The 26,386-nt window shown below is 69.0% G+C and carries 25 protein-coding genes and 1 pseudogene; 14 read left to right on the top strand and 12 right to left on the bottom strand.

What is annotated here, in order from left to right:
- Positions 1-4: 4 nt before the first annotated feature.
- The 6 genes from GR168_RS19205 to GR168_RS19180 all read right to left on the bottom strand — a co-directional run bounded on the left by GR168_RS19205 (position 5) and on the right by GR168_RS19180 (position 6,157).
- A complete protein-coding gene (locus GR168_RS19205) occupies positions 5-1,327 on the bottom strand; it encodes an aminotransferase class III-fold pyridoxal phosphate-dependent enzyme (protein ID WP_159371439.1) in 1,323 nt (440 codons plus the stop codon).
- A gap of 45 nt (positions 1,328-1,372) precedes the next feature.
- Positions 1,373-1,819 carry a helix-turn-helix domain-containing protein gene (locus tag GR168_RS19200; RefSeq protein ID WP_137809988.1) on the bottom strand — a complete coding sequence of 149 codons (447 nt, stop codon included), beginning with the start codon at positions 1,817-1,819 and terminating at the stop codon, positions 1,373-1,375.
- Entirely contained in the window at positions 1,816-2,421 is a 606-nt protein-coding gene (locus GR168_RS19195) for a DJ-1/PfpI family protein (protein WP_137809987.1), read from the bottom strand. The genes GR168_RS19200 and GR168_RS19195 overlap by 4 nt, the downstream gene beginning before the upstream one ends.
- Before the next feature lie 74 nt (positions 2,422-2,495).
- Positions 2,496-3,857 (bottom strand): MFS transporter, encoded by a 1,362-nt coding sequence (locus tag GR168_RS19190; RefSeq protein ID WP_065629561.1) that lies wholly within the window; start codon positions 3,855-3,857, stop codon positions 2,496-2,498.
- 204 nt (positions 3,858-4,061) lie between these two features.
- Positions 4,062-5,051, bottom strand: a complete 990-nt coding sequence (locus GR168_RS19185) for a 3-hydroxybutyryl-CoA dehydrogenase (protein ID WP_137809986.1) — start codon at positions 5,049-5,051, stop codon at positions 4,062-4,064.
- Entirely contained in the window at positions 5,048-6,157 is a 1,110-nt protein-coding gene (locus GR168_RS19180; RefSeq protein WP_137809985.1) for an NAD/NADP-dependent octopine/nopaline dehydrogenase family protein, read from the bottom strand. The genes GR168_RS19185 and GR168_RS19180 overlap by 4 nt, the downstream gene beginning before the upstream one ends.
- Positions 6,158-6,291: 134 nt before the next feature.
- Here GR168_RS19180 and GR168_RS19175 point away from each other — a divergent pair, with 134 nt between their 5' ends.
- From GR168_RS19175 to GR168_RS19150, 6 genes are read left to right on the top strand one after another with little or no spacing between them, the layout of a single operon-like run.
- A complete protein-coding gene (locus GR168_RS19175) occupies positions 6,292-7,278 on the top strand; it encodes an Lrp/AsnC family transcriptional regulator (protein ID WP_159371438.1) in 987 nt (328 codons plus the stop codon).
- A complete protein-coding gene (locus GR168_RS19170; RefSeq protein WP_137809983.1) occupies positions 7,275-7,952 on the top strand; it encodes a YoaK family protein in 678 nt (225 codons plus the stop codon). Before GR168_RS19175 ends, GR168_RS19170 begins: the two co-directional genes overlap by 4 nt.
- Entirely contained in the window at positions 7,949-8,950 is a 1,002-nt protein-coding gene (locus GR168_RS19165) for a D-2-hydroxyacid dehydrogenase (RefSeq protein ID WP_159371437.1), read from the top strand. Before GR168_RS19170 ends, GR168_RS19165 begins: the two co-directional genes overlap by 4 nt.
- Before the next feature lie 37 nt (positions 8,951-8,987).
- On the top strand, positions 8,988-9,899 hold the full coding sequence (locus GR168_RS19160; RefSeq protein ID WP_137809981.1) for a hypothetical protein: 912 nt from the start codon (positions 8,988-8,990) through the stop codon (positions 9,897-9,899).
- A gap of 38 nt (positions 9,900-9,937) precedes the next feature.
- On the top strand, positions 9,938-10,516 hold the full coding sequence (locus tag GR168_RS19155) for an orotate phosphoribosyltransferase (protein WP_137809980.1): 579 nt from the start codon (positions 9,938-9,940) through the stop codon (positions 10,514-10,516).
- Positions 10,509-11,210, top strand: a complete 702-nt coding sequence (locus tag GR168_RS19150) for an RNA methyltransferase (protein WP_159371436.1) — start codon at positions 10,509-10,511, stop codon at positions 11,208-11,210. The genes GR168_RS19155 and GR168_RS19150 overlap by 8 nt, the downstream gene beginning before the upstream one ends.
- A 6-nt stretch (positions 11,211-11,216) precedes the next feature.
- On the opposite strand, the gene GR168_RS19145 is transcribed toward GR168_RS19150, so the two are convergent.
- Entirely contained in the window at positions 11,217-11,951 is a 735-nt protein-coding gene (locus GR168_RS19145) for a VTT domain-containing protein (RefSeq protein ID WP_068971817.1), read from the bottom strand.
- Positions 11,952-12,178: 227 nt separating this feature from the next.
- Between GR168_RS19145 and fbaA the strand changes: the two genes are divergently transcribed.
- Complete coding sequence (gene fbaA, locus GR168_RS19140) at positions 12,179-13,216, top strand: class II fructose-bisphosphate aldolase (protein ID WP_068971816.1); 1,038 nt, start codon at positions 12,179-12,181, stop codon at positions 13,214-13,216.
- A gap of 90 nt (positions 13,217-13,306) precedes the next feature.
- Here the strand turns inward: fbaA and GR168_RS19135 are convergent, their stop codons facing one another.
- Both GR168_RS19135 and GR168_RS19130 read right to left on the bottom strand, forming a co-directional pair.
- Complete coding sequence (locus GR168_RS19135) at positions 13,307-13,597, bottom strand: hypothetical protein (RefSeq protein ID WP_238994940.1); 291 nt, start codon at positions 13,595-13,597, stop codon at positions 13,307-13,309.
- Entirely contained in the window at positions 13,594-15,384 is a 1,791-nt protein-coding gene (locus GR168_RS19130) for a hypothetical protein (RefSeq protein WP_137809976.1), read from the bottom strand. The genes GR168_RS19135 and GR168_RS19130 overlap by 4 nt, the downstream gene beginning before the upstream one ends.
- Before the next feature lie 379 nt (positions 15,385-15,763).
- Here GR168_RS19130 and GR168_RS19125 point away from each other — a divergent pair, with 379 nt between their 5' ends.
- From GR168_RS19125 to GR168_RS19105, 5 genes and pseudogenes are all read left to right on the top strand, one after another.
- Positions 15,764-16,216 carry a DUF3151 domain-containing protein gene (locus GR168_RS19125; protein WP_065629570.1) on the top strand — a complete coding sequence of 151 codons (453 nt, stop codon included), beginning with the start codon at positions 15,764-15,766 and terminating at the stop codon, positions 16,214-16,216.
- Between the two features lie 42 nt (positions 16,217-16,258).
- On the top strand, positions 16,259-17,383 hold the full coding sequence (locus GR168_RS19120) for an FUSC family protein (protein WP_137809975.1): 1,125 nt from the start codon (positions 16,259-16,261) through the stop codon (positions 17,381-17,383).
- A 48-nt stretch (positions 17,384-17,431) separates the two neighbouring features.
- Positions 17,432-18,346, top strand: coding sequence for a cation diffusion facilitator family transporter (locus GR168_RS19115; RefSeq protein ID WP_159371435.1), 915 nt, complete (start codon positions 17,432-17,434; stop codon positions 18,344-18,346).
- A 49-nt stretch (positions 18,347-18,395) separates the two neighbouring features.
- Entirely contained in the window at positions 18,396-19,214 is an 819-nt protein-coding gene (locus tag GR168_RS19110; protein WP_159371434.1) for a polysaccharide deacetylase family protein, read from the top strand.
- 61 nt (positions 19,215-19,275) lie between these two features.
- Positions 19,276-20,559 (top strand): annotated as a pseudogene (locus GR168_RS19105) (MFS transporter); the annotation flags it as partial.
- Positions 20,560-20,567: 8 nt separating this feature from the next.
- Here GR168_RS19105 and GR168_RS19100 read toward each other — a convergent pair.
- A complete protein-coding gene (locus GR168_RS19100; RefSeq protein ID WP_159371433.1) occupies positions 20,568-21,224 on the bottom strand; it encodes a hypothetical protein in 657 nt (218 codons plus the stop codon).
- An 81-nt stretch (positions 21,225-21,305) separates the two neighbouring features.
- On the opposite strand from GR168_RS19100, the gene GR168_RS19095 reads away from it, so the two are divergent.
- A complete protein-coding gene (locus GR168_RS19095; protein ID WP_065629574.1) occupies positions 21,306-22,592 on the top strand; it encodes an adenylosuccinate synthase in 1,287 nt (428 codons plus the stop codon).
- Positions 22,593-23,055: 463 nt separating this feature from the next.
- Here the strand turns inward: GR168_RS19095 and GR168_RS19090 are convergent, their stop codons facing one another.
- Positions 23,056-24,141, bottom strand: a complete 1,086-nt coding sequence (locus GR168_RS19090; protein ID WP_137808695.1) for an IS110 family transposase — start codon at positions 24,139-24,141, stop codon at positions 23,056-23,058.
- Between the two features lie 242 nt (positions 24,142-24,383).
- On the opposite strand from GR168_RS19090, the gene GR168_RS19085 reads away from it, so the two are divergent.
- Positions 24,384-25,937, top strand: a complete 1,554-nt coding sequence (locus GR168_RS19085; protein ID WP_159371432.1) for an adenylate/guanylate cyclase domain-containing protein — start codon at positions 24,384-24,386, stop codon at positions 25,935-25,937.
- Positions 25,938-25,946: 9 nt separating this feature from the next.
- Here the strand turns inward: GR168_RS19085 and GR168_RS19080 are convergent, their stop codons facing one another.
- Positions 25,947-26,345: a hypothetical protein gene (locus GR168_RS19080; protein ID WP_159371431.1), complete on the bottom strand. Its 399-nt coding sequence runs from the start codon at positions 26,343-26,345 to the stop codon at positions 25,947-25,949.
- Positions 26,346-26,386: the final 41 nt, after the last annotated feature.

The raw sequence follows: 26,386 nt of genomic DNA, 5'->3' as shown, positions 1-26,386 counted from the left end.
AGGTCTAGCCCAGGGCCGCGGCGAGCGCGGCACCGAAGCGGGTGACGCCGAGGTCGATCTCCTCGGCGGTGACGACCAGGGCGGGGATGAGGCGCACGACGTTGGCCGACGGCCCGCACGTGAGCGAGAGCAACCCCTGGGTGGTGGTGGCCTGCTGAACGGCGAGCGCGGCCGCCGCGTCGGGCGTCGTGTTCCCGGCGGCATCGGTCGTGATGAACTCGATGCCGGCCATCAGCCCCAGCCCGCGGACGTCGCCGACGCCCGGGAACGGTGCACATACCTGCCGCAGACCGGCGAGCAGCTGCTCACCGCGGACGCGCGCGTTCTCGACGAGGCCCTCTGACTCGATCACATCGAGGGTCGCGATCGCGGCGGCGGCCGCGACGGCGTTGCCGCCGTACGTGCCGCCCTGCGACCCCGGCCACGCCTTGCTCATCAGTTCCGTCGGCGCCGCGATCGCCGAGATCGGGAATCCCGACGCCAGGCCCTTGGCGGTGATCAGGATGTCGGGGGTCAGGCCCGCCGCGTGCTGGTGACCCCAGAACCTGCCGGTGCGACCGAACCCCGCCTGTACCTCGTCGAGGACGAGGAGGATGCCGTGGCGGTCGGCGCGCTCGCGCAGGCCCTGCAGGAAGCGCGGCGGGGTGGGCAGATAGCCGCCGTCGCCCAGCACCGGCTCGATGAGGAAGGCCGCTGTGTCGTTGGGTGCGACGCGCGACTGCAGCAGGTAGTCGAGTTCACGGAGTACGAAGTCGACCGCGGTGTCGGTGTCCCAGCCATAGCGGTAGGCGTAGGGGAACGGAGCCATGTGCACGCCACTCATCAGGGGCGAGAAGCCGGCGGAGAAGCGGGTGCCGGCCGTCGTCAGGCTGGCCGCGGCGACGGTCCGGCCGTGGAAGCCGCCCTGGAACACGATGATGTTGGGCTTCGCGGTGGCCATCCGGGCGAGACGGACGGCGGCCTCCACGGCTTCGGAACCGGAGTTCGCGTAGAAGACGGAGTCGAGGCCCATGGGCAGTACCGCCCCGAGTCGGGTGGTGAGCTCGAGGAGCGGGGTGTGCATCACGGTGGTGTACTGCGCGTGGATGATCTTGGCGCACTGCGCCTGCGCGGCCGCGACGACGTGCGGGTGGCAGTGGCCGGTACTGGTCACGCCGATACCGGTGGTGAAGTCGAGGTAGTCGCGACCGTCGGTGCCCCGGATCCACGAACCGGCCGCAGTGTCGACGACGACGGGAGTCGCCTGTTTCAGGGCGGGGCTCAACGACGCGGTCTGGTCGGTGCGGACCTGGGAACTGTGGATCTGGGACTCGACGCCGGCAGTCATGGCTACACGGTGACGCTCGATCGTACGATTGTCAACAATTAGACATCAGCGCTGGTCGTCGAGTTCGTCAAGGGCGGCGCTGAGATCGCGGAGTGCGGTCAAGGCGTGCTCCCACCGGGCCGGGTCGAGCGCGGTCGCCAATCGGATGGCCGCCGCGCGATGTCCCGGGTTGATCGCGCGGACGGCCGCGAGGCCGTCCGCTGTGGGGGCGACGAGCTTGGCGCGACGGTGGGCCGGATTGTCGCGGTACTCGGCCAGTCCGTCGGCGACGAGGAGGTCGGCGGTGCGTTGCACGCTCTGCCGCGTGATCCCCATCGCCCGTGCGATGCCCGCGACCGGCAGCGGTTCGTCGAGCACCGCGCCGAGCACCTGCCACCGCGTGGCGGTCAGCCCGGCGGGTTCGGCGAGACGCTCGGCGAGGCCGAGGAACTGGCCGTTCAGCCGGAACGCTGTCAGCGCGGAGGCCGACAGCAGGTCCTGCGGGTCTCTCACTGCTCGCCGGCCAGCGCGTAGAAGCCGCTGGGGTCCTGGTGGCCGTAGAGCTGGTACCAGGCGTCGAGCACCGGCGGCGTGTAGACGCCGAGCAGCGCGAAGACCTCCCGTGCGAAGTCGACCGGGGCGATCGCCGCCGCGGTGATGACGCCGCGGTCGGTGACGGCGGGGGCGTCGACGTAGTGGGCGGCCCCGGCATAACCGGTGGGCGACAACTGCTCCGGCGCGTTGCTGGTGTGGCGTCGGTCGTCGAGCAGTCCGGCGCGCGCGAGACCCATTGTCGCGCCGCAGATCCCGGCTACCGGGGTGCCGGCTTCGGACCAGCGCCGCGCGGCGTCGACGAAGGCGTCGTTGGTCTCCCAGATCTGGGCGCCGGGCAGGACGAGCATCGCGCTGTCCTCGGGCGTGATCGCGTCGAGCGTCGTGTCGGGCACCATCGTGACCCCGCCGATGGTGCGGACCGGCTCGGTCGTCGCGCCGACGGCCACGATCCGGAACGTTCCCGGCTCGGCCTGGTACTCGGGATTGTTGATGCCGGACGCGACGTACCCGAACTCCCAATCGGCGAGCGTCGGGTACAGGGCGAGATGGACGGTCTTCATGGTGCCTCCTTCGGACGACTATGACAGCATCCTGTCATTAATGACAGGATGCTGTCAATAGTTGGCCCGCGAGGTCAGCTGCGCAGACGTTGTCGCAACGTGGGTCGCCCGGCGAGCGCGGGAGCCGTCTCGCGGATGACCATCAGGCAGCAGAGGCTGATCGCCATCAGGGCCGCCGCATAGAAGCCGACGGGGATCACGCTGCCGGTGGCGCTGACGATCCGGTTCGCGATCATCGGCGCCAGGCCGCCGCCCAGCACCGCGCCGACCTGGAAACCGATCCCGATGCCGCTGTAGCGCTGCGTGATCGGGAACAGCTCGGCGAAGGTGGTGAGCATCGGACCATAGACGAACCCGGTCAGTGCGAAGCCGATGGAGATGACCGTGATGCAGGCGGCCAACGACCCGGATGCGGTGACGGAGAACAGGATCGGAGCGAACAGCAGCGACGTGATCATCCCGAAGCCGATCACCGTCTTGCGGCCCAGCCGGTCGGACAGGTAGCTGCCCAGCACGACCGTCGCGGCGTGGCAGGCGAGCGCCAGCGTGCTGCCGAAGACCACCGGGGACCGGTCGAAGCCGCGTCCCGGATCGGTCTCGGTCAGGAAGGAGAGCATGAACGTGAACAGCAGGAAGGCGTAACAGTTCTGTCCGACGTTGATACCGGCGGCCAGCGCGACGCGACGCCAGTTCTGGCGGAGCACGGCGAAGGCCGGCGGCGACTTCTCCTCGGCCTGCTTGGACTCGACGAAGTCCGGTGTCTCACTGACGCGGGACCGGGTCCACACCCCGATCGCCAGCACGACACCGCCGATGAGGAACGGGATCCGCCAGCCCCAGGCCAGGACCTGTTCCATCGGCATCAGCAGGACGAGGGCGAACGACAGGTTGGCCAGGATGCCGCCGACCGGCGAACCGAGGGTGACGAAGCAGCCGTACAGACCGCGCCGGTGCGTCGGCGCGTGTTCGGCGGCGAGCAGGGCGGCGCCGCCGATCTCACCGCCGCGCGAGATGCCGTGCACCATGCGCAGGAAGACCAGGATGATCGGTGCCACGATCCCGATGGCCTGGTAGTCGGGGAGGACGCCCATGGCCAGGGTCGATCCGCCCATGAGCAGGAAGGCGGCGGTCAGCGCCTTGCGTCGGCCGAATTTGTCCCCGAAGTGTCCGAAGATCAGGGCGCCGATCGGCGCCATCACGAAACCGACCGCGAAGGTCGCGAAGCCCAGGAAGGTGCCGAACCAGGGATCGTCGACGTTAAAGAAGATCTTGTTGAAGACCAGTGCCGTCGCGGTGCCGTAGATCGCGAAGTCGTAGAACTCCATGATCGTGCCGACACCGGACGCGACGGCGACGCGGGTGGTCCGTTCCCGGCGCGGCCGGCCGGTGCCGGTGGCCGAGGGGTCGGGTGGTGCAGAATTGTCGAGAGTTACCACGGATCACTCCTCATCGGTGGGCGAACGGACCCTCGAGGCCGTCGTTCGTTGGCTGTACTCGTGGATGGATCGATTGTGTCGAACCCGCGAGGCGGGGGGAATCGGGAAAAGCTTTACCGCGCCGAGCTATTGGCCGCGTTCGGGCACGCTTCACCGCGCCACCGGAACCGGGTCCGGTGGCGGGTGAGGTCGTCGCCCGATCCGTCAGTCGGCCGTGCTGAACTCCTCGTGGCGGGCGAGACGCCCGACCGCGTCGAGTACGCGGGCGAAGTCGGCGATCCGCTGGGCGCGGTAGTCGGCCACGGTGGCCGGGTCGAACTCGTAAAAGCCTGCGCCGTCGGATATCCCACGACGCCCGGAGGTCATGTTGGACTCGACCAGCGGGGCGGGCGCGAACCGCTCGCCGAGTTCACCACGCAGGTAATTCGACGCGTGGTACAAGGTGTCGCAACCACCCCAGTCGATGAACTCGAGCAGGCCGAGAACCGCGAAGCGCGAGCCGAATCCGATGCGCACCGCGGTGTCGATGTCCTCGGCGCTGGCCACCCCCTCGTCGACCATCCGGGCCGCCTCGTTCATCACGAGCGCCTGCAGCCGGGGCACGATGTACCCGGGCGACGGGGCGCACACCACGGGTACCTTGCCAACCGCGACGAGCAGGTCGCGGGTGGCGTCGACGACCCCGCGGCCGGTGGCGGTGCCCGGCGCGACCTCGACGAGCGGCATGAGGTCAGCCGGATTCAGCCAGTGCGCGTTGAGGAATCGCTCCGGGGCCGACAACGCCCCGGCGAGCTCGTCGACGAGGAAGCTCGAGGTGGTCGACGCGATGGGGACGGTGTCGCCGACCATCGCCTCGATCCACGTGAGCGCGTCGCGCTTGATCTCGGCGACCTCGGGTACCGCCTCGAACACCAGATCGGCGCCGGCCATCGGACCCAGGGCGTCGACCTCGCCGACGACGGTGACCAGCGCCGCGACGTCGTCGAGGTCCTCGACCGCCAGCAGGCCGAGCGTGACCTTGTGCGCCAGTGCCTGACGGACCGCGGTGCGAACCCCGTCGAGGTAGGCCGCGGCGTCGGCACCGCGGTCGCGGAGGTCGACGACCGTGACCGACACGTTCCCGAAGGCCAGCGCGGCGGCGATGCCCTGACCCATCCGGCCGGCGCCGACGACGGCGACGTGGCGACCCGTCACTGCGCCGGTCCGTCGTGGAGCAGTGCCTGCATGCCGGACCGGTCGAGGTCGGCCAGTCCCAGGTTCTCCAGGGTCCGGCCGCCGGTTGCGGCCGGACGTCCGGTGACCGCGCCGGCGAGGGCGAGCAAGCCGTCGGCCACCGGCGTCGGTACCGACGCCCACCGCCCCACCGAGCTCAGCAGCGCCAGCCCGATCTCGACGTCCTCGGTCATGTAGCGGTGGGTGTGCAGGTCGATGTTCTCGCGCCAGTCGCCGCTGTCGGTGAGCTTCTCGTGGGCGGCGTTGCCGTACATCCACTCGTCGCCGTCGGCGGTGTAGTGGTCGGCGAGCGGGAAGTGCGGTGCGCCGTAGCCGAGCGCCTCCCGGACCGCGATGCGCTCGGCGTCGAGCGCGGAGGTGACCCGCCGGATGGCGTCCTGGGTGCCCTCGTTGTGGATATCCCACGACGGGAAGTGTTCCAGCGGACCGGCATTCATCAAGATCAGTGGCGGGTGGATGATCGGGCCGGCGTTCATGAGCGCGCCGCTGAGGGCGTCCTCGCTGCGTTCGACGGCGGGATAGACCTCACCGAGGACCGCCAGCGCCCGATCGGTGTGCCGGGCCGGGAACACTCCGGTGGGCAGACGGGTGGCGTACCCGCTGACGACGACCCGGGTGTCGCCGTGCTTGCGTGCGAGGTAGGGCAGGGTCCCGGTCTCGGCGAACGCGACGTCCGCGGGATTGCCGGCCGCTCGCACCGCCCGCGCGAGGACGAACGACCCGAAGCTGCCCGGCGGCAGGTAGACGACCTGGCCATCCCGCAGGTGCGGCGCGAGTTGCCGCGCGAGCGACTCGTGGGCGAAGGCCGGAACCGGCGCGACGATGACCTCGGCGTTGGACACCGCCTCGGCGAGGTCGGCGACGATCGAGATCCCGCCGCCCGCTCCGCCGTCGACGCCGATCTGCCGCCGGCCGCGGTGGTCGTCGATCTCGAGCGTGCCGCGCTCGACCAGCGACGAGAACGCTGCGCCGTCCCGTCGCCACCAGGTGACATGGTGGTCCTTCTCGCTGAGCTCGGCCGCGGCCGCATAAGAGCCGTGACCTCCGCCGATGACGCAGACCTTCACGAATCGTCCTCCTCGATCTCGGGCCGCTCGAGCGGCCACTGGGGTGTTGGGAGGAAACGTAGGAGCGCTGCCGCGGACTGTCCCGGCGTCTGCCGAAACCGAAAAAAGTTCACCTCGTGATGCAGGATTGTTGCGTGCCGGACGACCTCGATTATCAGATCGTTCACGCTCTGCAGGTCGCGCCGAGGGCGCCGTGGGGCGTCGTCGGCGACGTCGTGGGCGTGAGCGCGGCGACCGCGGCCCGACGCTGGGAGCGGCTCGTCGACGGCGGTCTCGCCTGGATCGTGACCTATCCCGGGGCCGCGTACCTGAACACCCGCTGCAGCGCGTTCGTCGAGGTCCAGACCTCGTCACGGCGTGCGGCGCTCGTCGAGCGGTTGTCGGCGGACCGGCACGTGGCCACCATCCAGCGCACCGCGGGCGACGGCGACCTGCTGCTGACCGTGATGGTCCCGGATCTCGGCTTCCTCGGCGACTGGGTGCAGCGACTCGCCGACCTCGAGGGGGTCGCCCGGACCCGGACGAGGGTGGTGATGCGTGTCTTCGGCGAAAGCGAACGCTGGCGGGTGCACACACTGTCCGACGCCGAGGAGTCGGTGCTCGCCGAGCACCGACCCGAGCACCGCCCGCTGGCGCACGAACCCGATGAGATGGATCTGCGACTCATCGCCGCCCTGGCGCAGGACGGCCGGCGTTCGGCGGTCGACCTGGCCGCCGCGAGTGGTCTGAGCGCGCCGACCGTCCGGCGTCGGCTGACCGCACTCGTCGCCGAACGCGTCCTGTCGATCCGATGCGAGGTGTCGCACGTGATCAGCGGATGGCCCGTCACGGCGAACGTCTGGGCGCGGGCGTCGTCGAGGTCGATCTCGGCGCTCGTCGACGCGCTCGACGAACTACCCCAGGTACGGGTCTGCTGTGAGGTCACCGGTACCGCGAACATCCTGATGGCTGTCTGGCTGCACACCGTCGGCGAACTGTCCGAGTTCGAGCAGCAGCTCGAGAGCCGGGTGCCGGGACTCGTCGTCGCCGACCGCTCGGTCACGCTGGAGACCCCGAAGCGACTGGGTTCGCTGCTCGACCGGTCGGGGTGCCGGACCGGTTCGATCCCGGTGGTCCTGTGACCACGTCGACGTCGCTGCGCTTCGCCCTGCTGATCACCGCGGCGTGCGGTTTCCTCGACAGCTACACGTATCTGTCCCGGGGCGGGGTGTTCGCCAACGCCCAGACCGGGAACGTCATCCTGCTCGCGTTGAATCTGGCGGAGCAGCACTGGTATCAGGCCTCCGGTCATCTCTGGCCGATCCTCGCGTTCCTCGTCGGCGTCGTGCTGGCGGTGCACGTGAAGGCCGGCCGCTTCGACCATCTCCTCGTCTACCCGATCCGCGTGACGATGGCGCTGCAGGTGACCATCCTCGTCGTGATCGGCTTCGTCCCCACCTCCGTCCCGCACTCGTTCGTCACCATCCCCATCTCGTTCATCACCGCCATGCAGATCGAGTTGTTCCGCAACATCGGCGATCTCAACTACATCGCGGTGGCCACGACCGGGAATCTGATGCGCCTCGTGGAGGCCGGGTACGGCGTCACCGTCGACCGGGCCCCGGACGCGCGCAAGGCCCTGACGGTCTACGGCCGCGTGGTCGGGGTGTTCGCCGGCGGCGCACTCGTCGGGGCGGTCTGCACCCAGGTGATGGGTGGCCGCGCCGCCTGGGTGCCGGCGGGTTTCCTTGCGGTGACGCTGCTGCTCTTCGTCATCGACGAACGCACCGACCCGTCACCTACGGTGGGGTCATGACCCCACACGCGCCCGTGGTCGCCCTGCTGATCTCGCCCGACGATCCCCCGCCGGGCAACCTCGCCGAGCTCGAGAAGCTCGCGACGGTACGGCTCTGCACGGCCGACGATCTCGGCGCGGCCCTGCCGGGTGCGGACGTTCTCGTGTTGTGGGACTTCTTCTCCCGTGGCCTCGCCGACCACTGGGGCGCGGCCACGGCATCGTTGCGCTGGGTTCATGTGTGTGCGGCGGGCGTCGACTCGTTGCTCTTCGACGGGCTACGGGCCTCCGACGTCGTGGTGACCAACGCCCACGGCGTCTTCGACCGGCCGATCGCGGAGTTCGTCCTCGCCGCAGTCCTCGCGCGGCACAAGGGTTTACACGAATCGATGGCGCTGCAGCGCGATCATGAATGGCGACACCGCGAGACCGTGGCGACCCACCGCACCTCCGCTCTGGTGATCGGGACCGGCGGGATCGGCCGCGCGATCGCGAAACTGCTTCGCGCGGTGGGTGTCCGGGTGGTCGGGGCCGGCCGGACCGCTCGCGACTCGGATCCGGACTTCGGGCATGTCGTGGCCACCGACGATCTCGCCGCACAGGTCGGCGGATTCGACACCGTAGTCGCAATCGCGCCGCTGACCGAGCAGACCGCCGGGATGATCGACGCGACGGTGCTGGCGGCGATGAAACCCGGCGCCCACCTCGTCAACGTCGGCCGCGGCGAACTCGTCGACGAGGCGGCCCTCGTCGAGTCGCTCCGCTCGGGCCACCTCGGCGCGGCCACGCTCGACGTCTTCGTGACCGAGCCGCTGCCCGCCGACAGCCCGCTGTGGGATCTGCCCGGGGTCGCGATCTCGGCTCACATGAGCGGAGATGCCGTCGGATGGCGCGAGGCGCTGGCCGAGCAGGTCCTCGACAACCTGCGGCGCTATGTCGCGGCGGGTACCGCGGACCCGGCCGAGATGCTGGTCAACGTCGTCGACAAGGAACGCGGGTACATCCGGGTAGGCGGATGACCTCACCGCGGGACCGCCGATAGTAGGCTGTAGCGCGATGACCACCGTCTATTTCCTGATCGCCGCCGTGGCCCTACTGGGTGCGGGTGTCCTGTTGTGGCTCGACCGCCAGCGGTCGAGCATCGCACGGCACCAGCGTGCGGTCTGGGGCGATGAGCACGAGTTCAAGTTCCGCGAGTCGGACACCAAGCTGCGCAAGGTCTTTCGGCGCGCCACGATGAACGTCGGCGACCACATCCCGGTCCAGGACGTCGCCTACGGCCACTACGCCGGGGTGGAGGCCGTGGTCTTCGACCTGGCCGAGACCGCGACCGTGATCGCCGTCCGACGCTCCTCACCCTCGCACGTCGTCGTCGACCTCCGGCACGAGGACGTCCTCGCGCCCGCCGAGGAAGACGTGGAACTGCTGGGCGCGATGGGCCCGCGCGTCATGTTCTCCAACAACCTCGACGTCGCCCGCCGGGTCTGCGACCGCCGCATGGTGGCCCTCGCCAACAAGGCGCCCGCGTTCGTCGAGGTCCTGTGGAACGAGGGCAACTGGGCGCTCGGCTCGATGCCGGTGACCAACGACCCGGCCAAGCTGAACACCGGCCTGGAGGTCGTCCGCCGGTTCGCCGATCTGCTCCGGGTGCTGCCGCCGATGCGAGAGCCGGAGGATTCACCCGATCCGCGCGACCCGCACGGACCCACGCGGGCCGAGCTCGCCGACGAGAAGACCGAGTCCCTCCGCGACAAGCGCCGTCGGCAGGCCGCCGGCACCTCGACGGCACCGGCGTCCCAGACCGGCGCGTCCGCAGATCCCGAGAGCCCGGCTGCGGCCCGCAAGCCCCCGGCCCCTTCAACCGGGGGCCGCCGGATGTCGCCGATGCCCGTCCGCGGGTCCGCCGGGACCTCCGACGACGCACCCCGCCGCGACACCGGCGAGCGGCCCAACCGGCACCGCAACTGATCGCCTGACGCTCCATGTTCGACCGAGAGGGAAGCCGCATGTCCTCGTCCGCCCCGGTTCCCGCCGAGACCCCGCAGGTCGATCCGACCGCGAAGGCGCGGCTCGCCGAGCTCGTCCGCGACCTCGCCGTGGTCCACGGCAAGGTGACGCTGTCGTCGGGCAAGGAGGCCGACTACTACGTCGACCTGCGCCGCGCGACGCTGCACCACGAGGCGTCCCGCCTCATCGGCCGGCTGATGCGGGAACTGACCGCGGACTGGGACTACGTCGCCGTGGGCGGTCTCACCCTCGGGGCGGACCCGGTGGCGACGTCGATCATGCACGCCGACGGGCGGCCGATCGACGCTTTCGTCGTCCGCAAGGCCGCCAAGGCACACGGCATGCAACGCCAGATCGAGGGCCCCGACGTCGTCGGTCGCGACGTGCTCGTCGTCGAGGACACCAGCACGACCGGCGCCTCACCGTCCACGGCTGTCGAAGCCGTGCGCGGTATCGGCGGCAACGTCGTCGGGGTGGCCACTGTCGTCGACCGCGCAACCGGCGCGGACGCGGTCATCACCGGTCTCGGCGTGCCGTACCGCTCGCTCCTCGGTCTCGGCGACCTCGGGCTTGCCTGAGGCCGGCCCGGCGGGTTCCGCCGACGAGTCCGGCGCGGTACCCGGTCCCACCGAATGGCAGACCGGGCCGGCCGTGGGAGTCGGGCCCTGGGCCGTCGAACATCCCGGTGAACCCGCACCCGCCGACCCGCGCCTCGACGCCGAGTTGCTCGCCCACGGCGACACCCGCAACGTCGCCGACGCCTATCGGTATTGGTCGCGCGAGGCGATCGTCGCCGACATCGATGCCCGACGACATCCGCTGCACGTCGCCATCGAGAACTTCGCCCACGACGCCAACATCGGCACCGTGGTGCGCACCGCCAACGCCTTCGCGGTGGCCGCCGTCCACATCGTCGGACGACGTCGTTGGAATCGTCGCGGCGCGATGGTGACCGACCGCTATCAACACCTGATGCACCACGAGACGGTGGCAGATCTCATCGACTGGGCTCGTGACGCGGGACTGACCGTCGTGGCGGTCGACAACACGCCGGGAGCCCTGCCGCTCGAGACGGCGGATCTACCGCGCGACTGCGTGCTGGTCTTCGGGCAGGAGGGTCCGGGGGTCAGTGACGATGCGCAGCGCGAGGCCGACCTCACCGTGTCGATTGCGCAATTCGGTTCGACGCGCAGTATCAACGCGGGCGTCGCGGCCGGGATCGCCATGCACGCGTGGGTCCGTCAGCACGCGGACCTCGACGCCGCGTGGTGACGGAGCTCAACCAGCGGGAGGGGCGGAGTTGTTGGCCTCGTCGGAGGCGGGCAGGGGCTCCTCCTCGACGACCTTCTTCCGCGAGCGCAGGATGCGCTTGACGATCTCGGAGATGATCGGCAGCACCGAGATGAAGACGATGAACAGGAAGATGTAGTCGATGTTGTCGCGGATGAACTCGATCTGGCCCAGGAAGTAGCCGAGCAGGGTGACACCCGCACCCCAGGCGATCGCACCGACGATGTTGTACGTGAGGAAGATCGGGTACCGCATCTTCGCGGCGCCGGCGACGAGCGGCGCATAGGTGCGCACGATCGGGACGAAACGCGCGAGGATGATCGTCACCGGGCCGTGCTTCTCGAAGAACTCGTGCGCTTCCTCGATGTAGACCTGCTTCAGGATCTTCGCGTCCGGCCGGAACAGCGAGTACCCCGCCTTCTTGCCGATCCAGTAGCCGACCTGGTCGCCCAGGAACGCCGCGATGGGGATCAGGACGAGCAGCACCCACAGCGGGGCGAAGGGCTCGATCTCCGCCGACTTCGCCGCGACGATGAGGCCCGCGGTGAAGAGCAGCGAGTCGCCGGGGAGCAGCGGGAACAGCAGACCCGACTCGATGAACACGACCAGCAGCAGACCGGCCAGCATCCACGTGCCGAACGAATTCAGCAGGTTCACCGGATCCAGGAATCCCGGTAGCAGCGCCAGGTTGGTGGTCGTGGTGGCAAGTGCGGAGTCGATCACGGGGAGCCAGAGTACCTGCGCGTCCGTCGAGGACAGAATCTCACGGGTCCGCCACCGCCGTTTTCCAGCAGGTCCGGGCACGAATGGTGCCCGCGCCGGGCGATGTGGCACCTGCCATACTGGGAGAAGTCCGGCCGCGGGAAGTCCGGCTGCTCGCCACCGAAACATCAGTCGACGGCGAGAGAACCCGAACACCAGAGCACATCAACACCCTGGAGGATTCGTCGATGCCCATTGCAACCCCGGAGCAGTACGCCGAGATGTTCGACAAGGCGAAGAAGGGCGGTTACGCATTCCCCGCGATCAACTGCACCTCGTCGTCGACGATCAACGCCGCGATCAAGGGTTTCGCCGATGCCGGCAGTGACGGGATCATCCAGTTCTCGACCGGTGGCGCCGAGTTCGGGTCCGGCCAGGGTGTCAAAGACATGGTGACCGGAGCGGTCGCCCTCGCCGAGTTCGCGCACGTCGTCGCGGCCAAGTACGACGTCCTGATCGGTCTGCACACCGATCACTGCCCCAAGGACAAGCTCGACACCTACGTCCGGCCGCTGCTGCAGATCTCGCAGGAGCGCGTCGACGCCGGTCGCAACCCGCTTTTCCAGTCGCACATGTGGGACGGCAGCGCCGTACCGCTCGACGAGAACCTGGAGATCGCCAAGGAACTGCTGGCCAAGGCGGGCGCGGCCAACATCATCCTGGAGATCGAGATCGGCGTGGTCGGCGGTGAGGAAGACGGCGTCGAGAACGAGATCAACGACAAGTTGTTCACCACCCCCGAGGACTTCGAGAAGACCATCGAGGCGCTCGGTGCCAGCGACTCCGGCAACCGTTACCTGCTCGCGGCGACCTTCGGCAACGTGCACGGCGTCTACAAGCCGGGCAACGTCAAGCTGCGTCCCGACGTCCTCAACACCGGCCAGGAGGTCGCGGCCAAGAAGCTCGGCCTCGGCGATGCCGCCAAGCCCTTCGACTTCGTGTTCCACGGCGGTTCGGGCTCGCTGAAGAGCGAGATCGACGAGGCCCTGAGCTACGGCGTCGTGAAGATGAACGTCGACACCGACACGCAGTACGCCTACAGCCGCCCGGTCGCCGGCCACATGTTCAGCAACTACGACGGTGTGCTGAAGGTCGACGGCGACGTCGGCAACAAGAAGGTCTACGACCCGCGCAGCTGGTCCAAGAAGGCCGAGACCAACATGAGCGAGCGCGTCGTCGAGGCGTGCAACGACCTCAAGTCCAACGGCAAGTCCCTGACTGCCTGACAGACGCACAGCACTCTGCCCGCGCCCTGAAAGGGGTGCGGGCAGAACTGTTTTCAGGCTTGGAAGGCCCGGTCCCCGCGGCGGCCGGGTTCAGGTGATGGCGAGTCCGACGACGACCGCAGCCGCGAGTGCGACCATCACGAGCGCCGCGATCACGACGGCCGGGTCGACACGCGACCGCGATCGCCGCGGCGGTTCGACCGGATAGGGCCGGATCCGGGTGCTCGGTACCCGGTTCTCCTCGAGACGGTTGTCCGCGGCGGGACGCGGCCGCGGCGCCGATGCGGCGGGTGCCACCGGACGGGACGGCGGGGTGTAGAAACCCGGCGTGGAGCGGCCACCCGGTCCGGGCGGCGGGCCCGGCCGGTGTCCGCTCGTCACGTGGGGTTGCACACCTTCCAGTCGTCGCCGTCGCGCTGCAGGTTCAGCGTGACGGTTTCGGGCTGGTCCGGGGCGTTGGTGTGCACCGCGACGACTTCGACGACGGCCTGATCTCCGCCCTCGACGACCCGGACCGCGTTGATTCCCTGCGTCTGTACGAGCTCGTTGCGAGACCGCTGGGCCTCGTAGGTCCGCTCGTACGCGGCGTCGTCGAAGTCGGTGTAGAACGCATTGAGTTCACCGCAGGTGACCGATCGCAGGGTCTCGAGGTCGCCCTCGTAGAGCGCGGTGGTGTAGTCCATGGCCACGGTCGCGGCTTCGTCCGCGGGCGCCGGTGCCTGCAGGCTGCTGTAGGCGAAGATACCGCCGACGACGGCCACGATGGCCACCACGATCGCTGCCGCGGCGATCAGCAGACCCTTGCCGCGCTTCTTGCGCGGTGCCTTGGGGTCACTGCCCGGGATGACCTGGGGCTCGCGGTCGGTGGTCGTCCATCCGGCGGTCGACGCGGCCACGGCCGGCTCCGGGGTCGTCCGCGCGTCGTCGTCGGCCGGCGCGTCGGGCTCGGTCCGGGCTTTGGCGGCGGCGGATGCCGCTACTGCCGCCGGGATGACGGCCGTCGCCGCGTCCGAACCGGAGTCGTCCTCGTCCTCGGTGTCGGTGTCGGCGTTGTCCGGCTCGGTGGCGTCGGTGTTCTCGCCGGTCGGGACGGCGATCGCCTCGGTGGGGGAGTCGGCGTCGGAGTCAACGTCGGCGGCAGCGTCGGTCTCGGTCGGCGAGTCGACCTCCGTCACGGCCGAGTCGTCTGCTGTCGAGGCGTCTGCTGTCGCCGCGTCCGCGGGGGTCTCATCCTGGACAGGCTGTTCCGCGACCGGCTCCCCCGGTGCTGGTTCGGTCTCGACGCCCTCGGCCTCTGCGCCCTCTGCCTCGACGCCCTCGGCTTCGGCCGGCTCGTTCTCGGCGTCCGAGTCGGCTACGGGGTCCTGGTGCGCCTCTGCCTCGTCTGCTGCCGCCTCGTCCGTCGCTGCCTCGTCTGGCGCCACGTCGGTATCCACGGACTCGGACTCGGCCTCGTCGTCGGAGTCACGAGTCGTTCCGGCTGCCACGGCCGCAGCGCCCGCCGCGGCCACACCGGCGCTGACCGCGGTGCCCGTCGACGGGTCCGTGTCGTCGTCGGCGAGCACCGGTTCGGCGTCCGCACCGGTGTCCTGGTCCGACTCGGGTTCGGGTGCGGAGCCGGACTCGGTGGACGCGGTCTCGGCGTCGGAGCCCTCGGTCGTGGAGTCGGCGCTCTCTTCTCCGGCGGACGCTGCCTCGGGCTCCGGGGCCGTCGGGTCGATGTCGTCGAGGTCCTCGAGCTCGGCGGCGTCCGGGAGATCAGAGCGACGGATGACGGTGGTCGCGGAGTCGCTCGGGCCGAGCCGGGCCGGTGCCGGCGGGGCGGCCTCGGCGTCGCCGGGCTCGGTTCCGTCGGTCTCCGCGGCGTCGGGCGCCTCGCTGAGCGGGTCGATGTCGTCCAGGTCTTCGAGGTCCTCGGCGGACGGGAGGTTGTCGCGGTTGATGATCTGGGTGGCGCCGTCGATCCCACGCCCACCTCTCGGGGTGGGTGCCGCGGGTTGCTTCGCATCCTTGTCCGGCGCGTCCTTGTCCGTCGCGTCCTTGTCGGTCGCTGCCTTGCGCGTGGTGGTCTCCTCGGACGTGGACGCGTCTGTCGTGGACTCCGCTGGGGTCGCCTCGGTCGGGGCGGCCGTGTCGTCGGCGGTCTCGTTCTCGGTGGGATCGTCCACGGGTGGCTCGTGACCCTCTCTGCTGGTGCTGGGTGGAGCGGCGTCGGTGCCGGTCGGAACAGTATCGGGGGTCGGCCGCGTGTCCGTCTGACGAGCCCGGCGCTCGTCCCGCACCTGCTTGAGCGTCGACAGAGCCTTGGTGACAGCGGCTCTCGGCCTGTCGGATCGCGCCATCGACTGAATCACCCCGCATCTCGCCTGTGCACGACTACGGCCCGGCCGCCCGGCGTCGCCGTTCAGCGGCGGGCAGCAGGACCGATTGCGCCATTCACCCTAGCGAACGGCCCGGCGGTCCAGCACTAGGGCATTTGATCGAATGGGCGCCGGCCGCCGCGAGCGAACGGCGTCGGAGTCCGCAGGCGGTGCTTGAATAGAGGACATGACGTCTTTCGGAGATCTACTCGGCCCGCAACCCGTTCTGCTCACCGGGGACGACGACGCCGAATCGGACCTGCTCAACGGCGCCGCGCCGGCCGCGGTCGCAGCCGCACACCCGACCGCCTCGATCGCCTGGGCCTACCTGGCCGAGGCGGCTCTCGAGTCGTCGAAGACGGCCTCCGCCGGCGACGACATCGACACCGCCGCGGTCATCGCGGCCTATGCCTACGCCCGGACCGGTTACCACCGCGGCCTCGACCAGCTCCGACGCCACGGTTGGAAGGGTTTCGGGCCGGTGCCGTGGAGTCACGAACCCAACCGCGGCTTCCTCCGCTGCGTCGGGGCACTGGCCCGGGCCGCCGAATTGATCGGCGAGGAGGACGAGCACCTGCGCTGCCTCGACCTGCTCAACGACAGCGACCCGCGCGCGGCCGCCGAACTCGGCCTCGTGTGATCGCACCGAGTCGATCGGTCACCTGCGGATGACGTCCGCCTGATGGCTCCGAGTGCCGCGAACCCGTCGTACCCGCGCCGGGTGTTCAACGCGATGCCCGCGCCTCTGAAGAGCCGCCTGCGCCGGCTGCGCGTGTCGCTGGTCCCGATCGTCCAGTGCGCGCTGGCGGCGGGGGCGTCGTGGTGGATCGCGGTGGAGATCTTCGATCATCCCGATCCGTTCTTCGCGCCGATCGCCGCGGTGATCTCGCTCGGCCTCTCTCTGGGACAGCGCTGGCGCCGGGCCGCCGAACTCGTGGGCGGCGTCGCGATCGGCATCCTCGTCGGCGACCTCTTCATCAGTCTCGTCGGCGAAGGCGCCTGGCAGATCATGGTCGTCGTCGCACTGGCGATGACGGTGGCGGTCTTCCTCGACGACGGACCGCTCGTCCCCATGCAGGCCGCCTCGTCGGCCGCGCTGGTCGCGACGCTCCTCCCGCCCGGTGGGGTGGCGGGTTTCCATCGCGCGATCGACGCCCTCATCGGCGGGCTGGTGGGCATTCTCGTGGGTGCGTTGCTGCCGGTGAACCCGGCCAGCCGGGCGCGACGCGACGCGGCGGGCGTCCTGGCGACCGTTCGTGACGCGGCACGCCAGCTGGCCACCGGACTCCGCGAACGCGACGAGGAGCTCATCGCGGCCGCCCTGGAATCCGGTCGCGGGACGCAGGCCGAGATCAACAAGATGCGATCGGACATGACCGGCGGCCGCGAGGTCACCCGCATCTCGCCCCTGTACTGGGGATCGAGGATGCGGCTGGACCGGATCTCGGCAACGGCCGACCCCATCGACAACGCGGTCCGCAACTTCCGGATCATCGCCCGGCGTTCCCTCGGCCTCACCCAGCGGGGTGTCGCGGTGCAGCCGGAGCTGATCGAGATCATCGACGATCTCGCCGGGGCGTTCGAGGTGTTACGCGCGATGATGATGGCCGACCCCGGCGACGAACCCGATCAGGCCGATGCCGCGCGGGTGATCCGCAGCATCGTGCGCAAGGCGCGTGCCGATCTGGTGACCAACAGCGAACTGTCGGAGGCCGCGCTGCTCGCCGAGATCCGTTCGCTGCTCGTCGACCTGCTGATGACCGCGGGTCTGCGCCGGTCCTCCGCGTTGGCGACGCTGCGGAGCTGACCAGCCTGTTGCCACATATGCGAACTTCTGCATATATTGACCGGCATCATGGGGCACTCACATTCGCACTCGCACGCGCCCGCCGCCGGGACCGCGGGGCAGCGTCGGCTCTGGCCGATGGTGCTGGCGGTCGGGCTGATCGGCAGCTACTTCGTCGTCGAGCTCGTCACCGGCATCCTGGTGAACTCGCTCGCGCTGATCGCCGACGCCGGGCACATGCTGACCGATGTCGTCGCACTCGTCATGGGTCTGATCGCGCTGTTGCTCGGCCGGCACGGGCGGATCACCGACACCCGAAGTTTCGGATGGCATCGCGCCGAGGTGTTCACCGCCGTCGCCAACGCCGTCCTGCTGATGGGCGTCGCGGTCTTCGTGTTGTACGAGGCGGTCGAGCGTATCGGTAGCGACCCGCAGGTCCCGGGCCTCACTTTGATCGTGGTGGCCTTGATCGGCCTGCTGGTGAATCTCGGGGTCATGCTGCTGTTGCGGGCGGACGCCAAGGAGTCGATCGCGGTTCGCGGCGCCTACCTGGAGGTGTTGGCCGACGCCGTGGGCAGCGTCGGCGTGCTGATCGCCGGCGTCGTCGCCATGACGACCGGTTGGGGGTACGCCGACATCGTCGTCGCGGTGCTGATCGCGCTGTGGGTGGTCCCGCGGGCAGTGCGGCTCGCGCTCGACGCGCTGCGGATCCTCAACCAGCAGGCGCCGGCCCACGTCGACGTCGAGGCGCTGCGGGCCGACCTGGCCGACATCCCCGTCGTCGACGACGTGCACGACCTCCATGTCTGGACGCTCACGACCGGGATGGACGTGGCCACCGTCCACCTCGGCAGCAGTCGGCCCAACGGTGAGGTGTTGCCCGCCGCGCAGGCCGTCCTGGCCCGTCACGGCCTCGAGCATGCGACGGTGCAGATCGATCCCGACGACCACCAGCGGCGATGTCGTGACGAGATGACCTGGTGACCGTGCGTCGTGGCGCCGTGAATGTCGGTTATGCCCTACATTGCGGCGAATGGAACGACGCGATTTTCTCGCGGCGCTCGCCGCCGGCACCGTGGGGGCTCTGACCTCGAGCGCCCTTGTGGGCTGCGCGACGCCGGTCCCGGCGGCCGAGATCGACCCGGCCGAGCCGTCCACCCCGCGGCCGACCGGTACGACGCCCGTCCCGTCGTCGGGACTGTTGCCGCCGGCGGTCGGAACCCGCCGACCGCTGCCCGACGGGGCCATCACCGCACTGCCCGGTCCCGGCCGGTGTCTCGCGCTCACGGTCGACGACGGCGCGAGCTCGGAGGTGATCGGCGCCTATGTGAAGTTCGCCCGGGACACCGGTGCCCGGTTCACCTTCTTCGTCACCGGCTCATTCGACGGCTGGACCGACCACCGCAGCACCCTGCGGCCGCTCGTCGAGTCCGGCCAGATCCAGCTGGGCAACCACACGTGGAGTCATCCTGCGCTCACCGAGCTGTCCTCGCGCGGGGTGGCCGACGAACTGCGGCGGACCAAACGGTTCCTCCGCAACCAGTTCGGTGTCGACGGGACGCCGTACTATCGCCCGCCGTTCGGGTACCACGACGCTGGCGTCGACGCGGTGGCCGCCGACCTCGGTTACACGGTGCCGACCCTCTGGTACGGCTCGTTGTCCGACTCCGGCCTGATCACCGAGAAGTACCTCATCCGTTGCGCGCGCAAGTACTTCCGTCCGCAGAGCATCGTCATCGGCCACGCCAATCACGAACCGGTGACCAAGGTGTATCCGGAACTCGTCGAGATCATCCGAAATCGCAAGCTGCGCATGGTGACACTCGACGACTACTTCGCCGCGGGCCGCTGAGGTCCGACCGCCCCTCCCGTGGCGACGGCGAGGTGCGGACGCCGACCGCAACTTTTCGTTCACGCTGATCGCCGCAAGCCTTCTCGGCACCACGGTCGAGTGGTACGACTTCTTCCTCTACGCGACCGCGGCGAGCCTCGTGTTCAACCAGTTGTTCTTCCCCGACCAGAGTTCGTTCGTCGGCACCCTGCTGTCCTTCGCGACGTTCGCGGTGGGCTTCGTCGTGCGCCCGATCGGCGGAGTCGTCTTCGGGCACATCGGTGATCGCATCGGCCGCAAGCGCACGCTCGCGATCACCATGGTGATGATGGGCGTCGCGACCGCCCTGATGGGTGTGCTGCCCACCGCCGAGACGGTCGGTGTGCTCGCCCCGATCCTCCTGCTTCTCCTGCGCATCGCGCAGGGTTTCGCGCTGGGCGGGGAGTGGGCAGGTGCGGTGCTGCTGTCGGTCGAGCACAGCCCGGACGGCAAGCGCGGTCTGTTCGGGAGCATCCCGCAGATCGGCCTTGCCCTCGGACTCGCCTTGGGCACCGGAGTGTTCGCGCTGCTGCAGGTGGCCCTCGACGAGCAGGCGTTCCTGACCTACGGCTGGCGCATCGCGTTCCTGGTGAGCATCGTCCTGGTGGTCATCGGGTTCGTCGTGCGGTTGAAGGTCGACGAGACGCCGGCGTTCGCCGAAGTGGCCGAGCTCGCCAAGAAGTCCACGGCACCACTGCGCGACGTCGTGGTCCCGCCGAACACGCGCAACACCGTCCTCGGCCTCCTCGCCCGGTGGGGTGAGGGGTCGGCCTTCAACACCTGGGGCGTCTTCGCGATCGCCTACGCGACCACCGAACTGGACATGGAGAAGGTCCCGGTGCTGGTCGCCGTGACCATCGCCTCGCTCGTGATGGCGGCCCTGCTCCCGTTCTCCGGACTGCTCACCGACAGGTACGGCGCCAAGACGATCTACCTGATCGGGATCACCGCCTACGGCGTGGCCGTCTATCCGGTCTTCGCGCTGTTCGGGACCTCGAACCTGCTGTGGTTCGCCGTGGGACTGGTGATCGTCTTCGGGGTGATCCACGCACTCTTCTACGGCGCGCAGGGCACCTTGTTCGCGAGCCTGTACCCGACCCCGGTGCGCTACACCGGCCTGTCGGTCGTCTACCAGTTCTCCGGCATCTACGCCTCGGGTCTGACGCCGCTGATCCTCACCGCGCTGATCGGGGCGGCCGGTGGGTCACCGTGGCTCGCCGCCGGCTACCTCGTGCTGACCGCGGTCATCAGTGTCGTGGCCACGACGCTCATCCGGCGCGACGATCTCCACCTCACGACGGGCCCGCAGGCGTGGCCGGTCGGCTGAGTCGCGGATCAGGGGCGCACCAGCAGGAGATCGGTGACGTGGCGGTAGAACGTCGACCGCTTGAGCACGCGCGGGTTCACGACGCCCTCGCGCTCGACGACGACGTTGGTGCCTCCCGTCTGGCACGCGCGCCCGGTGAACCACCTGCCCGGCAACAACATCCGCTCCACCTGCGCGCGGAGGCCGGGTGCGGTCACGGTCGGTTCGATGAGGATCGAACGCACCTCGCCGTCGAAAAGTCGCTCGTTGTCGACGTAGGTCTCACCGTGCAGCTTCGCGCCCTCGGCGCCCAGGTGACGCGCGCTGCCGACCATGACGGTCGCGGCGTCGTCGCGGATGAGCGGCACCGCGACCGCGGTGCCGTGTTCGGCGAGCTCGCGCGCCGCCGGCCCGTGCGGCAACCGGTAGCGACGCGTCGCGGGCGTGGCCTCGGCGGAGACGTATGCGATCTCGACGTCGAGTCGTTCGGTGACCATCAATGCGGCCAGCACCTGGGACAGGAAGATGTCGTTCTCGTGCGCCACGGTCGGTGCGAAGCGCTCCGCGACGCGCGGCTCGACGACGAGTCGGGTGACGTCGGGATCGGCGAGGGCGTCGGCGACCGCGGCGCGGACGGCCTTCTTGTCGTCGGCGCGGCTGGTCTGGCTCAGAAGGGCAAACGGCACGCGGATAGCGTATCGAGCGCGTCGACCCAGTAGTGTTGGTCAGGTTTGGTCCCAAGCGCGCCACACAAAGGAGTAGCGGACATGGCCGCGATCGTGCTTATCGGAGCCCAGTGGGGTGACGAGGGCAAAGGCAAAGCGACCGACCTCCTCGGAGGGCGGATCAACTGGGTTGTCCGCTACCAGGGTGGCAACAACGCCGGGCACACCGTCGTACTGCCCACCGGGGAATCCTTCGCGCTGCACCTCATCCCGTCCGGCATCCTGACGCCGGGCGTGCAGAACGTGATCGGCAACGGCGTGGTCGTCGACCCCGGCGTGCTGCTCACCGAGCTCGGTGGCCTCGAGGACCGCGACGTCGACACCTCCGGCCTGCTGATCTCCGCCGACGCGCATCTGCTCATGCCGTACCACGTCGCGATCGACAAGGTCACCGAGCGTTTCCTGGGCAACAAGAAGATCGGGACCACGGGCCGCGGCATCGGCCCTTGCTATCAGGACAAGATCGCCCGCGTCGGCGTGCGCGTCGCCGACGTCCTCGACGAGAAGATCCTCACCCAGAAGGTCGAGGCGGCGCTCGAGCTGAAGAACCAGATCCTGGTCAAGATCTACAACCGCAAGGCCCTCGACCCGGCGCAGGTCGTCGACGAGGTCCTCGGGCAGGCCGAAGGATTCAAGCACCGCATCGCCGACACCCGGCTGCTGCTCAACCAGGCCCTGGAGAACGGCGAGACGGTGCTGCTCGAGGGCTCCCAGGGCACCCTGCTCGATGTCGACCACGGCACCTATCCGTATGTGACGTCGTCGAATCCGACCGCCGGCGGCGCCGCGGTCGGCGCCGGCATCGGACCCAACAAGATCACCACCGTCCTGGGCATCCTGAAGGCCTACACCACCCGCGTGGGCTCGGGACCGTTCCCCACCGAACTCTTCGACGAGTGGGGCGCCTACCTCGCCAAGACCGGCGGCGAGGTGGGTGTCACCACCGGTCGCGCCCGCCGCTGCGGCTGGTTCGACGCCGTGATCGCCCGCTACGCGACCCGCGTCAACGGCATCACCGACTACTTCCTCACCAAGCTCGACGTCCTCTCCAGCCTCGACACCGTGCCGATCTGCGTGGCCTACGAGGTCGACGGTGAGCGCGTCGAGGAGATGCCGATGACCCAGACCGGCTTCCACCACGCGAAGCCGATCTACGAGGAGATGCCCGGCTGGTGGGAGGACATCTCCCAGTGCAAGACCTTCGACGAACTGCCCCAGAACGCGCAGAACTACATCCTGCGGCTCGAGGAGCTCTCGGGTGCGCACATCTCGTGCGTGGGCGTGGGTCCGGGACGGGACCAGACGATCGTGCGGCGCGAGATCGTCTGACCCTTCGCTCCTGGGGTTTCGGCGGCTTGGCGGCCGTCGAGGTCTACGAAAGAACACCCGTGAGCGTCTGATTTCATGCTCCCTGAGGTGCGAGCGAAGCGAGCCACGAAGGGCTCGCAACGTGTCTCACCAGGCCCTTCGTGGCTCGTCGCTGATATGTAGTGCTGCTCTGTCAAGTCCCATGGCGAAATTGCCTCCTTCTCAGGGGCTGTTGTGGGGTTGGCCACCCGCCGCGGTGTGTGGTGGTCGTTACTCGCGACGGTGTTGTCGGACTGATATACGCGGGTTGGTTACCGCTCAACGGTGTTCGACAGGAGATGAAAACGCTGGCCGACGGGTCTATGTAAACGTGCGTACCGTGCACCCAAAAGTGCTGGCGCACATAGCGACGCCGTGGATTCGTTCCCTGTTCACCACAGCGGGAGTCCCGCGACGGGTGGCCAAGATTGTGTGTCAGTGCTGGTTAGTCGTCGAGCACCGCCAGCGACCAGCACCAGCCGGCGAGCTCACGAGCGATCGCGGTGTTGGCCACGCAGGGATGTTTGCTGCGGCGGTCGAATTGTTGCCAGCGCTTGTGTAGCCGACGATTGCCGGCATGGCCACGGGCGCGGGCAGCCGGTGTAGCAGCCTCCCACCGGCGGCGCATGGTCTGTCCGGGTGTGGCGTAGGGGCGTCGGTGTTGCCAGGCCGCCTCGACCAATAGCCGCCGCACGTGGGCGTTACCGGCCTTGGTGATCGATCCCTGACTGCGGGTCCCGCCGGTCGAGTATTCCGAGGGCACCAACCCGGCGTAGGAGCCGATCGTGGCGCCACTAAACCGTGACCAGTCGCCGATCTCGACCGCCAAAGCGAACGCGGTCAGCGTCGACACGCCCCGCAGACACGACAGCCGGGTGACCACCGCCCGCCACGGATCGGTGGCCGCGGTCTGCTCGATCAGCTCATCGAGGCGGTCACGGCGGGCGGTCACGCTCAACACCGCGTCCAGGTCGTTGTCGAAGGCGGCTTGCAGCAGCGGCAGCTCGAAACGTTGACGCTGCAGCCACCGCTGATGAACACCGGTCCAGGGTTTCCCGCCGGAGTAGACGATCCCCTGTCGCAGAAGCAGTTTGGACAATCGATGCCGAGCGCGCATCAAGTCGCTGCGGGCGTCCTCGCGGGCGCGGACCAGATCCCGTGCGGCTTCGGTGCCCACCTCAGGAACACTGACCGCCACCACTTCGCCCAGGCGCAGCAACTTCGCCAAGTGTGCAGCGTCTCGGGCATCGGTCTTGACGCGGTCCCCGGCTGGCCGCTGCAGCTTCGAGGGCGCGGCAACCACACACTCCATCCCGGCCGCCGTGATCGCCCGCGCCAATCCAAAGCCGGTCGGACCGGCCTCATAGGCCACCCGCACCGGCGGGGCCAGGCCTTGTAGCCAGCTGACGATGGTCGCCGCATCAGGGACCAAGGTCTCCCGAATCACCTGCCCGGTGTCTTCATCGATGGCGTGAGCGACCACCGAGCGTGCGTGAACATCCAATCCGACACTTGTACCCTGAACAATCACCGGAGGCCTCCTGATCTGCAATGTGGTGCTACCGCCGAGTGTGAACTCAGCAGCAGCAACCCACGATGTGTTTGCAGCTTGAGGCCTTCGGCCCCAAGGCCCTCATACCGTCTATCGCTCCTCACACCTCAGGGAGCAATGGGGTCGCTTTTTCGGATTAGGGAGCAGGGTTGGGGCGGGGTGATGCTCCGCTCGGCGAGCTCGTCGCGGAATCGCGGTCGGCTCGTGATTAGCTAGTGCCCATGCGTGCCAAGCGGGGGAGTCGCGACTACGGGTCCATCCTGCTCGGCTCCGTCGGCGAGAGCTCGGTCAAACAGCGGGTCCGCATCCAGACGCTGCTGACCGCGTCGATCGTGGTGGCCAACCTGTTCGGGGCGATCGTCGCGGTCGCGCTCACCGCGGTCGGCATCCCGCAGCCGACCATCTTCACCGCCGAACTGTGGTGGGTCAACTTCATCGTGGTGCCCGTCTACATCACCGCAGCCTTCGTCGTGGGAATCGGATGGGGCACCTACGTCGGCGTCCGTGATCTGCGCTGGGCGATCCGCGACGTCGCGCCGACCAAGCGCGATGCCCGTCGGACGATGCGGCTGCCGTGGCGGTTGTCACTGGTGCAGGGATTCCTGTGGGGCATCGCCACCGTGATGCTCACCATCATGTACGGGATCGTCGATCCGCAGCTGATCCCGAAGACGCTGTTCGTGGTGAGCCTCAGTGGCGTCGTGGTGGTGGCGATCTCGTATCTGTTCATCGACTTCACGCTGCGTCCCGTTGCGGCGGAACTGATCTCGGCCGGACACCGTCGACGCAAACGCACCGGTGTGAAGGCGCGCTCGGTCGTCTCGTGGATGGTGGGTTCGGCGATCCCGATCATCGGCATCCTGCTGGTGCTGGCCTTCGGGCTCGCGCGGGACGAGACCTCCAAGCTCGACCTGTTCGTCGGTGCCACGGTCCTCGGGGTCACCGCACTCTTCACCGGCCTGCTGCTGACGCTGCTGTCGAGCATGAGCGTCACCGGCCCCATCCGCAGCGTGCGCGCCGGGATGAACCGAGTCAGCGACGGTGACCTCGACAACGCCGACCTCGTCGTCTACGACGGCACCGAACTCGGCGACCTCCAGGTGGGTTTCAACTCGATGGTCGCGGGACTCCTTGAGCGAGAACGCATCAGAGATCTCTTCGGACGCCACGTGGGCCACGAAGTCGCCGAGGCGGCCATGTCGTCGAACCCGGAACTCGGTGGGACCGAACGCCTCGCCGCCACGCTGTTCGTCGACGTCATCGGTTCGACGACGCTTGCCGCGCAACGACGCCCGACCGAGGTGGTCGAGATCCTCAACAAGTTCTTCGCGGTCATCGTGCGGGCGGTCGAGGAACACGACGGCCTGGTGAACAAATTCGAGGGCGACGCGGTGCTCGCCATCTTCGGCGCACCCATCGATCTCGACGACGCCGCGGGCAGCGCGCTCGCCGCCGCGCGCGACATCGCCCGCGGCCTGGCCGAGGAGGTGCCCGACCTGTCGGCCGGTATCGGGGTCAGCCACGGGGCCGTGGTCGCCGGGAACGTCGGTGCCATCGAGAGATTCGAGTACACCGTCATCGGCGACCCGGTCAACGAGAGTGCCCGCCTGTCGGAACTGGCCAAACGGGATCCGCGGCGGCCGTTGGCCTCCGGACGCGCGGTCAAGGCCGCGCAGCGGGACGAGGCCGAGCGGTGGGAGGAGCAGGAGACCACCTCGCTGCGCGGCCGGACCGAGGAGACGACCGTGTTCGCCGCATTCGTCGACGACGAGTGAGGGCCTCGCTCAGCCGATCGCGTCTTCGGAGCTGATCAACCGCCCGTCCGGGCCGACGATGCTCAGGCCCAGTCCGTCGAAGACCGAGTACTTGTACCCGTTGTTGTAGGCGACGTAGTAGTGACGGCCGCTGCCGTTCTCCTGCACGTGCACCTCGGACACCGGGATGCACAGGGTGTTCCCACTCGAACGCGCGACACCCCGGTATTCGAGGGTGCCGTCGGCGCGCCACTGACAGATCGACGCCGCCGACCGGTCGGTGACGACGGAGGTGACGGTCCGTTGTCCGGCATCGCAGGACGGTGCCGAGGGCGCGGCGACCGCGGTCGAGGTGCCGACGGTGAGCGCGCCGGCGGTGAGGACGAGGGAAGCGCCGGCAGTGGCCAGGCGGGTGATGGTCGTGTTCATGAGAGCGAAGGTAGGACAGGGCTTGTCGAGTGGGAATGGGC

The sequence above is a fragment of the Gordonia sp. JH63 genome (assembly GCF_009856645.1).
In the GTDB taxonomy this organism is placed as follows: Bacteria; Actinomycetota; Actinomycetes; order Mycobacteriales; family Mycobacteriaceae; genus Gordonia; species Gordonia hongkongensis.
Note: the sequence above shows the minus strand (reverse complement) of the source record. Positions and strands in the feature narration are given on the sequence as shown.

Excerpts from the sequence above, each read along its gene's own strand:
- GR168_RS19120 (WP_137809975.1), top strand. The coding sequence starts at position 16,259 with ATGGCTCCGAGTGCCGCGAACCCGTCGTACCCGCGCCGGGTGTTCAAC.
- GR168_RS19125 (WP_065629570.1), top strand. The coding sequence starts at position 15,764 with ATGACGTCTTTCGGAGATCTACTCGGCCCGCAACCCGTTCTGCTCACC.
- GR168_RS19165 (WP_159371437.1), top strand. The coding sequence starts at position 7,949 with ATGACCCCACACGCGCCCGTGGTCGCCCTGCTGATCTCGCCCGACGAT.
- GR168_RS19205 (WP_159371439.1), bottom strand. The coding sequence starts at position 1,327 with ATGACTGCCGGCGTCGAGTCCCAGATCCACAGTTCCCAGGTCCGCACC.
- GR168_RS19160 (WP_137809981.1), top strand. The coding sequence starts at position 8,988 with ATGACCACCGTCTATTTCCTGATCGCCGCCGTGGCCCTACTGGGTGCG.
- fbaA (WP_068971816.1), top strand. The coding sequence starts at position 12,179 with ATGCCCATTGCAACCCCGGAGCAGTACGCCGAGATGTTCGACAAGGCG.
- GR168_RS19155 (WP_137809980.1), top strand. The coding sequence starts at position 9,938 with ATGTCCTCGTCCGCCCCGGTTCCCGCCGAGACCCCGCAGGTCGATCCG.
- GR168_RS19195 (WP_137809987.1), bottom strand. The coding sequence starts at position 2,421 with ATGAAGACCGTCCATCTCGCCCTGTACCCGACGCTCGCCGATTGGGAG.
- GR168_RS19080 (WP_159371431.1), bottom strand. The coding sequence starts at position 26,345 with ATGAACACGACCATCACCCGCCTGGCCACTGCCGGCGCTTCCCTCGTC.
- GR168_RS19095 (WP_065629574.1), top strand. The coding sequence starts at position 21,306 with ATGGCCGCGATCGTGCTTATCGGAGCCCAGTGGGGTGACGAGGGCAAA.
- GR168_RS19110 (WP_159371434.1), top strand. The coding sequence starts at position 18,396 with ATGGAACGACGCGATTTTCTCGCGGCGCTCGCCGCCGGCACCGTGGGG.
- GR168_RS19115 (WP_159371435.1), top strand. The coding sequence starts at position 17,432 with ATGGGGCACTCACATTCGCACTCGCACGCGCCCGCCGCCGGGACCGCG.
- GR168_RS19085 (WP_159371432.1), top strand. The coding sequence starts at position 24,384 with ATGCGTGCCAAGCGGGGGAGTCGCGACTACGGGTCCATCCTGCTCGGC.